Source organism: Streptomyces sp. NPDC050988 (assembly GCF_044456225.1).
In the GTDB taxonomy this organism is placed as follows: Bacteria; Actinomycetota; Actinomycetes; order Streptomycetales; family Streptomycetaceae; genus Streptomyces.
Map to the genome: position 1 here is coordinate 551,576 of NZ_JBITFQ010000003.1, position 13,163 is coordinate 564,738.

13 protein-coding genes and 1 riboswitch are annotated in these 13,163 nt (G+C 71.7%); of the genes, 4 read left to right on the forward strand and 9 right to left on the reverse strand.

Annotated elements, in window-relative coordinates:
- Positions 1-23 precede the first annotated feature (23 nt).
- The 5 genes from ACIBEI_RS10695 to ACIBEI_RS10715 form a co-directional block, all read right to left on the reverse strand.
- On the reverse strand, positions 24-572 hold the full coding sequence (locus ACIBEI_RS10695) for a SixA phosphatase family protein (protein ID WP_398887171.1): 549 nt from the start codon (positions 570-572) through the stop codon (positions 24-26).
- A complete protein-coding gene (locus tag ACIBEI_RS10700) occupies positions 569-1,369 on the reverse strand; it encodes a hypothetical protein (RefSeq protein ID WP_398887173.1) in 801 nt (266 codons plus the stop codon). The genes ACIBEI_RS10695 and ACIBEI_RS10700 overlap by 4 nt, the downstream gene beginning before the upstream one ends.
- 108 nt (positions 1,370-1,477) lie before the next feature.
- Positions 1,478-2,326: an ABC transporter ATP-binding protein gene (locus ACIBEI_RS10705; protein WP_398887175.1), complete on the reverse strand. Its 849-nt coding sequence runs from the start codon at positions 2,324-2,326 to the stop codon at positions 1,478-1,480.
- A complete protein-coding gene (locus ACIBEI_RS10710) occupies positions 2,326-3,339 on the reverse strand; it encodes a FecCD family ABC transporter permease (protein WP_398887177.1) in 1,014 nt (337 codons plus the stop codon). The genes ACIBEI_RS10705 and ACIBEI_RS10710 overlap by 1 nt, the downstream gene beginning before the upstream one ends.
- Complete coding sequence (locus ACIBEI_RS10715; RefSeq protein ID WP_398887179.1) at positions 3,336-4,370, reverse strand: ABC transporter substrate-binding protein; 1,035 nt, start codon at positions 4,368-4,370, stop codon at positions 3,336-3,338. The genes ACIBEI_RS10710 and ACIBEI_RS10715 overlap by 4 nt, the downstream gene beginning before the upstream one ends.
- A gap of 66 nt (positions 4,371-4,436) precedes the next feature.
- Positions 4,437-4,624: riboswitch (cobalamin riboswitch) on the reverse strand.
- Positions 4,625-4,856: 232 nt separating this feature from the next.
- Here ACIBEI_RS10715 and ACIBEI_RS10720 point away from each other — a divergent pair.
- The 3 genes from ACIBEI_RS10720 to ACIBEI_RS10730 all read left to right on the forward strand — a co-directional run bounded on the left by ACIBEI_RS10720 (position 4,857) and on the right by ACIBEI_RS10730 (position 8,672).
- Entirely contained in the window at positions 4,857-6,719 is a 1,863-nt protein-coding gene (locus ACIBEI_RS10720) for a TIGR03767 family metallophosphoesterase (RefSeq protein WP_398887181.1), read from the forward strand.
- A 168-nt stretch (positions 6,720-6,887) separates the two neighbouring features.
- Positions 6,888-7,295 (forward strand): CoA-binding protein, encoded by a 408-nt coding sequence (locus ACIBEI_RS10725; RefSeq protein WP_398887183.1) that lies wholly within the window; start codon positions 6,888-6,890, stop codon positions 7,293-7,295.
- A gap of 240 nt (positions 7,296-7,535) precedes the next feature.
- Entirely contained in the window at positions 7,536-8,672 is a 1,137-nt protein-coding gene (locus ACIBEI_RS10730; RefSeq protein ID WP_398887185.1) for a PQQ-dependent sugar dehydrogenase, read from the forward strand.
- Positions 8,673-8,825: 153 nt separating this feature from the next.
- Here ACIBEI_RS10730 and ACIBEI_RS10735 read toward each other — a convergent pair whose 3' ends face one another.
- The 3 genes from ACIBEI_RS10735 to ACIBEI_RS10745 all read right to left on the reverse strand — a co-directional run bounded on the left by ACIBEI_RS10735 (position 8,826) and on the right by ACIBEI_RS10745 (position 11,301).
- A complete protein-coding gene (locus ACIBEI_RS10735; RefSeq protein ID WP_398887187.1) occupies positions 8,826-9,707 on the reverse strand; it encodes an MHYT domain-containing protein in 882 nt (293 codons plus the stop codon).
- A 259-nt stretch (positions 9,708-9,966) separates the two neighbouring features.
- Positions 9,967-10,764, reverse strand: coding sequence for a VOC family protein (locus ACIBEI_RS10740; protein WP_398887189.1), 798 nt, complete (start codon positions 10,762-10,764; stop codon positions 9,967-9,969).
- Between the two features lie 177 nt (positions 10,765-10,941).
- Complete coding sequence (locus ACIBEI_RS10745; protein WP_398887191.1) at positions 10,942-11,301, reverse strand: ArsR/SmtB family transcription factor; 360 nt, start codon at positions 11,299-11,301, stop codon at positions 10,942-10,944.
- Between the two features lie 86 nt (positions 11,302-11,387).
- On the opposite strand from ACIBEI_RS10745, the gene ACIBEI_RS10750 reads away from it, so the two are divergent.
- Positions 11,388-12,542, forward strand: a complete 1,155-nt coding sequence (locus tag ACIBEI_RS10750) for a cation diffusion facilitator family transporter (protein ID WP_398887408.1) — start codon at positions 11,388-11,390, stop codon at positions 12,540-12,542.
- Between the two features lie 21 nt (positions 12,543-12,563).
- Here the strand turns inward: ACIBEI_RS10750 and ACIBEI_RS10755 are convergent, their stop codons facing one another.
- Positions 12,564-13,121, reverse strand: a complete 558-nt coding sequence (locus tag ACIBEI_RS10755) for a YbaK/EbsC family protein (RefSeq protein ID WP_398887193.1) — start codon at positions 13,119-13,121, stop codon at positions 12,564-12,566.
- Positions 13,122-13,163 lie beyond the last annotated feature (42 nt).

The window sequence follows — 13,163 nt, forward strand, 5'->3', positions numbered from 1 at the left end:
ATTGGTCCCTGCTGCCGCCCCCGCTACCGTCCCGGCTTCTGTCCCCGCGGCACGATCATGTCGGTGAGCAGGGCCGTGCCGGGGCCGAGGGAGCCCCAGTCGTCGCCGTGCCAGACGAGGACCGCGATCGCCGACGTCGGGAACTTCGTCCGTACGTCGGCCAGCGCGTCGTCGAGGCTGTCGCCGGCCAGGGTGAGCACCAGCTCCTCCAGACCGGGGTTGTGCCCGACCAGCACCAACGTCTTGATGTGCGCGGACACTTCGCGCACCACTTCGAGCAGTTCGGGCACGTCGGCCCCGTACAGCCGTGGGTCGTGGCGTACGGGAGGCGGTGTGCCCCACTGTCCGGCGGTCAGTTCCCAGGTCTGCCGGGCGCGTACGGCGGTGGAGCAGAGCGCCAGGTCGGGCAGGCAGTCGATGTCGGCCAGCGCGCGGCCGGCGGCCGGGGCGTCGCGGCGCCCGCGCGGGGCGAGCGGCCGCTCGTGGTCGCCCACGTCGTCCGGCCAGGCCGACTTGGCGTGCCGCAGGACGACCAGGCGGCGCAGCGGGCCCGCTCCGGCGCGCGCGATCACGAGGGGGTCTCGCGGCCGATGTCACGGGTGAGTTCGAGCCCGAGGAGCCGGTCCGCGTAGGCGTACGTCTCGAAGCGGGCGCCGTCCGGGACGGTCCCCGACGTCTCCACCTTGCGCAGCACGGCGAGTACGGCGGGCACGTCCAGGTCGTCCTCCCAGGCGGCGCGCAGCTGTTGGCGTACGGGATCGGGGATGGGGCCGGACGGCCGGGTCGCCCAGGTGGCGACGGCACCTCGCCAGCGCCGCAGGGTGTCCTCGGCGTCCGTGAGGGCCGCCTCGTCGAGCCGGAGGGGTTCGCGGCGGGGGCACGCGAGCAGGGCGAGGCGGAGGGCCGAGGCTCGCTCGTCGTCGTCCGCCACTCCGCTCTCGGCGTCGACCGGGGCGACCGCGACCCGCAGACCCTTCGCCGCGCCGTCGTCCTCGACCACGCCGGTCGCGCCGGTCGCGCCGGTCGCACCGTCCGCCCTATCCGTATTCGTATCCGTATCCGGAACGCACACACGCAGTACCTGGGCCTCGCCGAGACCCGATCCGCTGTCGCGCTCGTCCTCGAACGGCCGGATGCCGAGCGCCGTGGCGCGGGCCCGGAGTTCCGTACGCCCCTCGGTGCCGGTCAGCACGGTCCAGACGGGTGTCCCGCTGATCTCCAGGGCGCGTACGAGGACGTCGGCGACCAGGAGCACGCGCAGGCCCGTGGTGTCGGGGCGCGGCACACGCGCCTCGACGCGGGTCAGGCCCCTGCGGGCGGGGGTGGCGTCGGTGGGCTCGCCGGTTCGGGCATCGGTGATACGCAGCACGGGGTGAGCGTAGGCGCGTGCGGGGTCCGGCGCAGGGAGGCTGACGTCTTTTCCGGACACGCGTTCGCGAATCACCGGTACGGGCAGGACGATTCGCCGGTACGCCGGTCAACTCACGGTGCCCACGAAACGCACGTGCGGCCGGTCGTCGGGACCGTCCCGTGTGACGGCCGCCCGGACCCCGTACACCTCGGCGATGAGCCCTTCCGTGAGGATGTCGCCCGGGCTGCCACAGGCCACGACGTGCCCCTCGCGCAGGACCACGAGCTGATCGCAGTACATCGCCGCGAGGTTGAGATCGTGCAGGGCGACGACGCTGGTGACCGGGAGCGAGGTGACGAGGGTCAGCAGGTCGAGCTGATGCTGGATGTCCAGGTGGTTGGTCGGTTCGTCGAGGAGCAGTTCGCGGGGTTCCTGGGCGAGTGCGCGGGCGATCTGCACGCGCTGGCGCTCGCCGCCGGAGAGGGTGTGCCAGGACTGACGGGCGAGTCCGGTCAGGCCGGTGCGGTCCAGCGCGTCGCGTACGGCCCGTTCGTCCGCCTCGGACGCCGGGGTCCAGGCGCGGCGATGGGGTGTGCGGCCGAGCCGTACGACGTCCAGGACGCTCAACTCGACCTGGGTGTCGGCCTGTTGCTCGACCACGGCGACACGGCGGGCGATGTCGCGGCGGCCCAGTTCGGCGAGGGGGCTGCCGTCGAGGGTGACGACACCGGAGGCCGGGGCGAGGACACCGGCGAGCAGGCGCAGGAGGGTGGACTTGCCGGAGCCGTTCGGGCCGAGCAGTCCGACGGTGGTGCCGGGGACCGGGGTGATGCTGACGCCGTCGAGGATGACGCGGCCGTCGGCGGTGCGCGTGACGCGGTGGGCTCGGAGCCCCTCTCCCCGCGCGGCCTGCGCGCGCTCGGTTCCAGGTGCTGCCCGCACGCGCCCGGTGCTCTTGATGTCCTCCGCCGTCATCACACCCTCCGCGTCCGGTACAGCACCAGCACGAAGACCGGTACGCCGATCAACGAGGTCACCACGCCCACGGGCACCTCCTGTGGATCGAGGACGGTACGGGCCAGAGTGTCCACCCACACCAGGAACACCGCTCCGGCGAGGGCGGTGACCGGCAGCAGCCGGGCGTGCCCTGCCCCCACCAACGCCCTTGCCGCATGCGGGAGTACGAGGCCGACGAAGCCGATCGCGCCCGCCGAGCTGACGAGCGCGGCGGTCAGCAGTGCCGTGGCGCACAGCAGCACGAGTCGCGTACGGGCCACGGAGACCCCGAGCGTCGCGGCGGCGTCCTGGCCGAAGGCGAACGCGTCGAGCGTCCGCGCGTACCCGAGGCACACCAGCAGCGTCACCGCGAGGACCGCGAAGCACACCCAGACGTCGGTCCAGCCGACCCCGCTCAGCGAACCGAGCAGCCAGAACAGCACCCCGCGGGTGGTCTCGGCATCCGCGGCGGTCATCACGACGAAGGAGGTGAGCGCGGAGAAGAGCTGCATCGCGGCGACCCCGCTCAGCACCACACGGTCCGTCGCCCCGCCCAGTGTGTGGCTGAGCAGCAGGACGAGCCCGAACGACAGCACCGCGCCGAGGAACGCGCCCGCGGAGACGGAGACCAGGCCCCCGCCGACGCCGAGGACGACCACGATCACGGCGCCGGTCGAGGCGCCGGAGGACACCCCGAGGACGAACGGGTCGGCGAGCGGGTTGCGCAGCAGGGACTGCATCACCGCGCCGCACACGGCGAGTCCGGCACCGCACACGGCCGCCAGGAGCGTACGCGGCAGGCGCAGTTCCCAGACGATGCCCTCCCGGATCGGGGTCAACTCCGTGCTGCCCCAGCCGAGATGGGAGGCGACCACGGACCAGACGTCGCCGACCCGGATGTCCGCGGGGCCGATGGTGATGGCGACGGCGACAGATGCGAGGAGCAGGGCGACGCCCGCGGCGATGAGCAGTCCCAGGCGCGACCGTGTCACCCGGCGAGCCCGAACTCCCGCAGGGCGGAGGCGACTTGCTCGACACCCTCGACCGTGCGGATGGTCGGGTTCATCGCCTGCCCGCTGAGCAGGACGTACCGCTTCTTCTTCACGGCGGTCATGTTCTTGGTGACCGGGTCGGACTCCAGGAACTCGATCTTCTTCTTCGCGGACTCCGCGGTCTGCGACTTGCGCGTCAGGTCGCCGATGACGAGCACGTCGGGGTCGCGGTCGGCGACGGTCTCCCAGTTGATCTGGGGCCACTCCTCGCGCGTGTCGTCGAAGACGTTCTTCGCGCCGAGGGTCCGGGTGATGACGCCGGGCGCGCCGCAACAGCCCGCCATGTAGGGCGAGTCGGAGTTGGCGAACCAGTACAGGAGGGTGACATCGGAGGCATCGATTCCCGAAGTGGCCTTCTTCGTACGCCGCTTGAGGTCGGCGACGAGTTGCTCGCCCCGCTTCTCGACGCCGAACACCTCGGCCAGGTCGCGCACTTCGCCGTAGACGGCGTCGATGCCGAGGGCCTTCTTCCGTGAGCCGTCACCACCCGAGGCGTTGTCCTTGCCGACACAGTCGGAGGGCGAGACGTAGGCGGGCACGCCGAGCTTCTCGAACTGCTCCCGGGTGGCCACGCCGCCCTTGCCGAGCGTCGACACGAACGAGGCGGCGACGAAGTCGGGGTCGGCGTCCAGGACACGTTCGAAGGAGGGGTTGTTGTCGGCGATCCGCTCCACCTTCGCGTTCGCCTTCTCCAGGCCCTTCATCACCGGGTCGGTCCAGGTCGCGGTGCCGGCCATGCGGTCGGCGAGGCCGAGCGAGAGCATGATCTCGGTGGTGCCCTGGTTGAGGGAGACGGCCCGCTTCGGCGGGGACTCGACGCGTACGGTCTGCCCGCAGTTGTCGAGGGTGACGGCGGGCCCGGAGTTCCCGGAGTCCGTGTCCGACGATGTGTCTCCCGAACCGCAGCCGGTCAGCAGGAGGGCCCCGGACAGGACGAGGGCAGCGGGACGGGCAAGACGTGCGACGGGCACGGGAGTTCCTCAGGCGTCGAGGGCTCGAACGCGGAGCCCGGTCGTACGGTGCTCCCCCGTCGGCGCGTGACCGCGGAGGCCGCCAGCAGGTCTTCGGACTCGGGGTCACCCGGACGAGGCGCCTTCCCGGACCGTCATACCGGTCCAGTGGCCGATGCCCCGCCCGTCACCCTCACCGCTGCGCGTCAGCTCCGGATTTCCACCGGATTCCCTGACCCACGTACATGGGTTCGACTGGCCTCGGCAAGCTATCACGGCGGGTGTCGCGGACCGGCGGGCGGACGTGCGGAGAGACCGGGGACGGACCGGCGTTCGGACCTGCCGACGGACGCGGCGGACGGACCGGCACTACGGGCCCCATCGGCCGCTCCACCTGTTCCGGCCGTGTTCACGGCTACGCCACACCCGCGCCCACGCCCCTGCCCCCACGGCCTGAATGAGTGGTTCCGCTCAGTGAATCTCCAGGAGGCACCGGAGGGCCGCCCCATGACCGGGACCGAAATGGCGGGGACCGCATCCGCAATCGACCGTCGTCGCTTTCTGCTGGCGTCCGGCGCCGTCGCGGTGGGAGCGACCGGAGGAGCCGCGACCCTCTTCCCACGGCAGCGCCCGACCCCCTCCGTGCAACCAGCCGCGGAGAGTGCGGCCCCGCAGCCGCCCCTCGCCACCCGACGACCGGCACGCCAGGCGCCGCGACGCGCGGCGCCGTACGCGGCCACCACTCTGGACACGACGGCCCGCCTCGGAGGCCAAGCGCACGGCACCTACCGACGGCTCGTATCGGGCCCCGGCTGGCCCATGGTCGTACGCGGAGATCTCGCTCCTGCCGCCACCGGCTGCCAGGACCGGCGCACACCGCTCGCGTGCTTCGTGCAGTTCACCGACCTGCACCTCACCGATGTGCAGAACCCGCTGCGCACCGAGTTCCTGCGGTCGCGCAGGCCCGCCGCGTGGCGGGCCCAGGAGGCGCTGGGGGTGGCCGGGGCGGTGGCGCTCGTGGAGCAGGTGAACGCGCTCGGAGAGGGACCGAACACCGGTCTCGCGCCCGGGTTCGTGATGACGACGGGCGACAACATCGACAACAACTCCGCGATCGAACTGGAGTGGTTCCTCACGCTGATGAGCGGCGGCAGGATCACTCCCAACAGCGGGGATCCTGCGGCGTACGAAGGCGTCCAGAACTCCGGCCTGCCTCTGTACTGGCATCCGGACGACGCCGCCCTGCGCGACCTGGACAAGCGGCGCGGGCTGCCCCGCATACCCGGCTTCCTCGACGCCGCGATACGGCCCGTGACCAGCCCGGGGCTCGACATCCCCTGGTACTCCACGGTCGGCAACCACGACGACATACCCGGCGGCTGTCTGTCACCCGCGCTGGGCGACTTCGCCGTCGGCTCCCGCAAGCTGCTGTCGGTCCCTGCCACGGACGCGGCCGCCTACGCGAAGGCGCTGAACTCCGGCGACGACCCCAAGAGCGAGGTACTCACGGCGATCCTGAAGCGGCACGCCACCTCGGCGCGGACGGTGACGGCCGACGAACGGCGCCGGCTGTGCACCCCGCACGACTACCTGGCCGCGCATCTGGACCCCGCCCACGCCGGAGCGGGCCCGGTCGGCCACGGCTACACGGAGAACAACCTGGACGGCGACCGGATGTACTACACGTTCCGGGTCGCCGAGAACGTCATCGGTATCAGCATCGACACGACGTACCGCAGCGGCCACTACGAGGGCTCGCTGGGCACCGATCAGCTCCGCTGGCTGGAGCGGACGCTGGCCGCGCACAGCTCCCGGTCCTACGACGCCGACGGCCGCCTCGTGCGGAACGCCGGGGCCGACGACGCACATGTCCTGGTCTTCAGCCACCACCACAGTCCGAGCATGACCCGCCGCCCCGACGCCGCCCGCACCGACGAACCGCGGCACGACGGTGCGGAGGTCCTCGCCCTGCTCCACCGGTTCCCGAACGTGGTGGCGTGGATCAACGGCCACAGCCACGTCAACCGGATCACGGCCCACGCGCACGCCACGCCCGCCCGGTCCTTCTGGGAGGTCAACACCGCCTCCCACCTGGACTACCCGCACCACGCCCGCGTGATCGAACTGGCCGACAACGGGGACGGCACGGTGTCCCTGTTCACCACCCTCGTCGAGTCCGCCGCCCCGCACCGCACCGACCCGGACTTCGCCGACCTGTCGGCGGTGGGCCTCGCCTCCCTGTACCGGGAGCTGTCGTACAACGCCCCCGACCTGGCCACGGGCATGACGGCCGGCGTCCACGAGGGCTGGGCCGGAGGTCCCGGCGACCGCAACGTGGAACTGCTGGTGGCCGCCTCCGCGTCACACTGACGCCGTCACGCTGAGGCCGCCGCGCCGAGGCCGTCGTCCCGGCGCGAGCCTTGTCGCGGGGAATCACCGCGCCGCGCTCACTGTTGTCGCGCGCAGCAAACCTTGTACGCATCCCTCGTACGCACCCCGCGTACGCACCCCCTCGTACGCACCCCAAGGAGGCCGACCGTGTACGGCGACCCGGCAACGATCCGCAAGATCCTCAGCGAGTCCGGCGACACCTGGGCGATCGTCGGCCTGTCGTCCAACGAGCGGCGCGCCGCATACGGCGTGGCGGACGTCCTCCAGCGCTACGGCAAGCGCATCGTCCCGGTCCACCCGAAGGCGGAGACGGTCCACGGTGAGAAGGGGTACGCCTCATTGAAGGACATCCCCTTCGACGTCGACGTCGTCGACGTGTTCGTCAACAGCGACCTCGCCGGCCCGGTCGCCGACGAGGCGGTCGCCATCGGCGCCAAGGCGGTCTGGTTCCAGCTGGGCGTCATCGACGAGGCCGCCTACGACCGCACCCGCGCCGCCGGCCTCGACATGGTCATGGACCGCTGCCCCGCGATCGAGATCCCGCGCCTGGGCTGACGTGCACGGTGGGTGCGGGATGTGAACCCACAGCAGATCAGGATGCGAACCCGCAGCGGAACAGCGGCAGTTGGGCGGGTTATTGGTCTAGGCCAAACTGCCCTGCCCCAGTATCCTCATCCGTGGCCAGCGGCACACAATCCCCCCACCCAGGTTGCGTGCTGGCTCGGGCGACACCCACACAACCCTGCCCCAGGCAGCCGGGTGACTTCCCCAATCCCCGCCTCATGGAGGGTCACGGTGAAAGTTCGCACCCGAAGCTCGGCGCTCATCGGCACCATCTGCCTCGTCGCATCCCTCGCCCTGACCACGGCGTCCGCCGACGAGCCCGCCGCCCCACGTCAGGCGGCGAAGGTCGCGCTCAAGGAAGTGGCCAAGGCCCAGAACCCGATCGCCGGTGCCGCCGGGCCCGGTGGCACGGTCTGGATCGCCGAACGCGCGGGCACGGTACGGGTCCTGGACGACAAGGGGCTCGGCGAGCCCGTCCTCGACATATCCGGCGACACCACCACCGACGGCGAACGCGGCCTGCTGGGCATCGCGTTCGACAAGCGGTTCGCGCACTTCTACATCTCGTACACGAACCTCGAAGGCACCAGCACCGTGGACGAGTTCGCCGTGCGCCACGGCAAGATCCGGCCGAACACCCGGCGCACCGTCATCACCCAGACGCAGCCCTACCCGAACCACAACGGCGGTGACATCAGGTTCGGCCCCGACGGCTACCTCTACATCGCGCTCGGCGACGGCGGCTCGGGCGGCGACCCGCACGGCAACGGACAGAACCTCGACACGCTGCTCGGCAAAATGCTGCGGATCGACCCGCAGGGCGGCAAGCCGTACGCGATCCCGCGGGACAACCCCTTCGTGAACGACCCGAACGCGAGGGACGAGATCTGGGCGTACGGGCTGCGCAACCCGTGGCGGTTCTCCTTCGACGCGCGCACCGGCGACCTGCTGATCGGTGATGTCGGCCAGAGCGACTGGGAGGAGATCGACTGGGCCCCGGCGAAGAGCAGGGGCGGCGAGAACTACGGCTGGTCCCAGATGGAGGGCACCCATCCCTTCCGGGGCGGCACGGAACCCGCGAACCACGTGCCGCCGGTCCACGAGTACGACCGCACCGGGCTGGGCTGCTCGGTGACCGGCGGATACGTCTACCGCGGCCGGGCGATCCCGGACCTCAAGGGGCAGTACGTGTTCAGCGACTACTGCGACGGCACTCTGCGCACCCTGCGGATGAAGAACGGGAAGGTGACCGGCGAGAGCGACCTCGGAGTCAACGGCGGCGAGGTCATCTCGTTCGTGCAGGGCGGCGACGGCGAACTGTACGTGCTCGCCATCAATGGCAGCGTCTCCCGCATCGACCCGGCGTGACCACTGCCCGCTGAAGCGGTCCGACGAACCCGCTGCAGCGGATCGCCGAACGCGCTGAGGCGAACGCCGAACGCCTCAAGCGACCGGCGAGGAAGAACGGCCCGCTGCCCGGCGATCGGGATCCCGCGCCGGGCAGCGGAGCCGCCGCAACGCTCACCAGTTGCGCGGCGCCGGCGCTCCCTGCCCGTACACACGCCGGCCCGTGTCGGACGGTGCCTCGAAAAGGGAACCGCGCTCCTCGGCCCAGGTCGCCTGTCGCGCGGGCGCACGCCGGCCGGCGACGGGCCGCCTCCAGTCGCCGTCCCCGAGGACCAGCATCGGGTCGAACATCACGACCACTCCCGCGAGCAGCAGGAAGAGGGCGGGGCCGAGGAGCATGGGGAGCAGGAGCGTGTAGGCGGAGCCGCCGGCGCCGGGCGAGCCGGTCGCGCCGTGGAGGTGCACGCTGACGGCCGCCATCCCCGTGTAGTGCATGCCGGAGACGGCGACGCCCATGACGAGGCTGGCCCCCAGGCTGGTCATGAAGCCGCGGATCGCGACCGCGGCCCAGAGCGCGGCGGTCGCGGCGACGATGGCGATCACGACGGAGAGGGCCACCGTGCCGACGTCGTACCGCAGGCTGCCGTTCACGCGGATGGCCGCCATGCCTATGTAGTGCATGGCGGCGACCCCGATGCCCGTGAAGGTGCCCGCCATGACGAGGGTCGCCGTGTTGGCGCCGCGATAGCCGACGGCGAAAACCCCCAGGCCGACGACGACAATCGCCACGGCGAGACTGAGAATCGTCAGGCCGACGTCATAGCGAATACTGCTTTCCTCCACCTGGAATCCGATCATGGCGATGAAATGCATCGTCCATATTCCGCTTCCGATCGATGCCGCTCCCAGCGCCAGCCAGCCCGGTTTCCACGACTGGTCGTTGCGCAGCGACCGGGTGATGCAGCGCAGCCCCAGGGCCGCTCCCAGGCACGCCATGACATAGGCCGCCAGCGGCGTGACCATTCCGTAGCTGAATCCGTCGACAGTTCCTTGCATATGCCAACATCCCCCCGGGAAACAAGTGTCGCGGGGGACAGATGTACGCGCCGCGACAGGCGCGAGCAAGCGTTTTCGATTGATTCGCAGCGAACCGCATGCCGCATTCATCGATTCCGGTCATCGATGGGCTTTTTTCAGCCGGAGGCATTCATTCTGGTGGCGCGATCCCATCGTTCCGGCAGCCCGGCCACACCGCTCCGGTCTCGCTGCCCCACCGCTCAGGTCTCGCGGTCCCGTCGGTCCGGCAGGCCCGGCCTCACCGTTCCTTCCGCGAAGCGACCGTGAACTGCGCGCCGTCGGGGTCCCGCAGCACCGCCTCCTGCGAGGACGCACCCTCCTGGACCGTGCCCCCGTGGGCCAGCGCCGCAGTCACGCACGCGTCGACGTCGTCGACCGCGAAGTGGATCTGCCAGTGCGGCCTGACCGTGGGATCGGGCGCCGCCTCCACCGCACCGGAGTGGATACGGGCCACCACGTCGCCGTCGCTGCGCAGCACGACCTCGTCACCGTCGTAGTGGACCTCGATGCAGCCGGGCTCCGAGGTCGCCCACTCCAGGACCTCCCCGTAGAACATCGCGGCGTCGAAGGCGTTGCGCGTGTGCAGCCGCAGGAAGGCCGGGGCCGCCCGGCGCCAGGTCTCCCAGCCGGCGACGAGCTGACCCTCCCAGATGCCGAAGACGGCGCCGTCGCGGTCGGCCAGCAGGGCGGCGCGCCCCGGCGGGAAGCCGATGGGCCCGACCGCCGTCGTACCGCCGCGCTCCTGGCCCCGGGCGACGGCCTCGTCCGCGCTGGCCACCGCGAAGTACGGGGTCCAGGCGACGGCCATCTGCCACATGGAGGCCACGGCGGCGATGCCCGCGACGGGCACCCCTTCCGCGTACGCGATCCGGAACCGGTCCATCAGCCTGGCCTCCCGGAAACGCCAGCCGAGCACCGCCCGGTAGAAGTCCTCCGCGGCCTGCTGGTCGCGCGCCGTCAGGCTCACCCAGCACGGGGCGCCGACCACCGCATGGCTGGAGATGACGTCGCTTCGGAGTGTTGCGTCGCGGTTCATGGCAGTTACCGTCCTGAATCGGGCTGACCGGCGCACGCGGGCGTCCGGCAGCGTCGGAAGCACCCTCGGGGCCGTGGTTCCGTCACCTCCAGCATCACCCGCATCGGCGTCCCGCGCCCGGAGGAGTTTCCGGCTCACGCCCCGAGTACCCGAGAGTCCGGCCCGAAACAGGCCGCCTCAGTCGTGCGCCGGCCGGTCGCTGAGCCGGTGATCGGCCAGGTTCAGGGCCTCGTCCACGACCCGGCGCAGGTGGCCGTCGCGCAGGGAGTAGATCACCCGGCGGCCCTGCTTGCGTGTGTTGACGAGACCCGCCAGCCGCAGCCGCGCCAGATGCTGGCTGACGGCCGGACGGGCCGCTCCGCAGCGCTCCGTGAGCGTCGTGACGTCGGCCTCGTCCTCGGCCAGTGCGTGCAGCAGGACGAGCCGGGTGCGGTCCCCCAGGAGGGCGAGAAGCTCCGCGGCGAGGGCGAACTGTTCCTCGCCGGGCGTGCGCGGATGCTCATCGTTCGCAGGTGACAGGTGCATGCGTGCGCTCATACGCACATAATGGCTCCGTGGACGTCGTCGAGTCCACCGAGCACACCGGAAAACCGAGCACGCCGGAAACCGGAAAGGGGATTCACGTGAGCGCCGGGCACCACGGGCACAGCCACCAGGACGAGCACGGGCACGAGCACCACCACGAGCACGGGCACCGGCAGGTCGAGGGCGCCCACGACCACGAGCACGGCGCCGGGCACCCACCCCGCGCCCGCCACGATCTGCGCCACGGCCCCCGCCACGATCTCCGTCACCGTCTCACCCACCGCGTCGCCCACCTCCTCAAGCCCCACTCCCACGCGTCCACCGACAAGGTCGACCCGGCCCTCGAGTCCTCGGCCCGGGGCATCCGCACCCTCTGGATCTCGCTGGCCGTCCTCGGCGTGACCGCGGTGGCCCAGGCGGCCGTCGTCGCGGTCTCCGGTTCGGTCGCGCTGCTCGGCGACACCGTGCACAACGCGGCGGACGCGCTCACCGCCGTACCGCTCGGCATCGCCTTCGTGCTGGGCAGGAGGGCGGCGACGCGCCGGTTCACGTACGGCTACGGCCGGGCGGAGGATCTGGCGGGACTCGTGATCGTGCTGACGATCGCCGCGTCCGCGGTCTTCGCGGGCTGGACGGCCGTCGACCGGCTGTTCGCGCCGCGACCGGTCGAGCACATCCCGATCGTGGCCGCGGCGGCCGTCATCGGCTTCGCGGGCAACGAGTGGGTGGCCCGCTACCGCATCCGCGTGGGCCGCGAGATCGGCTCGGCGGCGCTCGTCGCGGACGGGCTGCACGCGCGCACCGACGGGTTCACCTCGCTCGCCGTGCTCCTCGGCGCGGGCGGCGCCGCGCTCGGCTGGCAACTCGCCGACCCGGTGGTCGGGTTGGCGATCACGGCCGCCCTGCTGCTGGTGCTGCGCGACGCCGCACGCGAGGTCTTCCGCCGGGTCATGGACGCGATCGACCCGGAGCTGGTCGACACGGCCGAGCGGGCGCTGCGCGAGGTGCCGGGCGTGCAGGCGGTGGGTGAGCTGCGGCTGCGCTGGATCGGCCACCGGCTGCGGGCCGAGGTGGCGGTGGTCGTCGACGGCGAGGCGAGCGTACGGCAGGCCCACGGCATCGCGGTCGAGGCCGAGCACGCCCTGTTGCACGCCGTTCCGGGGCTCACCGCGGCCCTGGTCCACGCGGACCCGTCACCGGCCCCGGGCGAGACGGACCCCCACCTCGCCCTGGCCCACCACTCGGCCGCCTGACGGAAACAGAAAGGGAAAGGGTCAGGCGACCCCAAGTCCCTCCAGCACCACGGCGTTCGGCAGCTCCGCGAACACCTTGCCCGGAACGAGGAGCTTCCCCCGCCGGCGCCCGCTGCCGACCAGCACGTACGGGAGGTCGACCACGGCCGAGTCCACCAGCACCGGCCAGTCCGCGGGGAGTCCGATCGGCGTGATGCCGCCGTACTCCATGCCGGTCTCACCGGTCGCCGTGTCCATCGAGGCGAACGACGCCTTGCGTGCGCCGAGTTGGCGGCGCACGGCGCCGTTCACGTCGACGCGGGTGGTCGAGAGCACGACGCACGCGGCGAGCGTGCTCTCCCCGCCGCGCCTGCCCGCGACGACCACGCAGTTGGCCGACCGGTCGAGGAGGTCCTTGCCGTAGTGCTCGACGAAGGTGGCGGTGTCGGCCCACTCCGGCTCGGTGTCGACGTACACGATCTGGTCGGCGGGGACGCTGCCGCGCCACTGGCGTACGGCGTCGGCGACCGGGCGGGTCAGTGCGTCGAGACAGTCGGGAGCGGGGGTGGCGTCGTCGAATTGTCCGATGGGTGCGCGCATGACGGCACGCTAACAGCCGTGCGCACGGCGCCGGACGAGGGT

Bases quoted from the DNA above. Each gene is read 5' to 3' on its own strand.
- ACIBEI_RS10740 (WP_398887189.1), bottom strand. From the start codon at position 10,764: ATGAACCGCGACGCAACACTCCGAAGCGACGTCATCTCCAGCCATGCG.
- ACIBEI_RS10735 (WP_398887187.1), bottom strand. From the start codon at position 9,707: ATGCAAGGAACTGTCGACGGATTCAGCTACGGAATGGTCACGCCGCTG.
- ACIBEI_RS10720 (WP_398887181.1), top strand. From the start codon at position 4,857: ATGACCGGGACCGAAATGGCGGGGACCGCATCCGCAATCGACCGTCGT.
- ACIBEI_RS10745 (WP_398887191.1), bottom strand. From the start codon at position 11,301: ATGAGCGCACGCATGCACCTGTCACCTGCGAACGATGAGCATCCGCGC.
- ACIBEI_RS10705 (WP_398887175.1), bottom strand. From the start codon at position 2,326: ATGACGGCGGAGGACATCAAGAGCACCGGGCGCGTGCGGGCAGCACCT.
- ACIBEI_RS10755 (WP_398887193.1), bottom strand. From the start codon at position 13,121: ATGCGCGCACCCATCGGACAATTCGACGACGCCACCCCCGCTCCCGAC.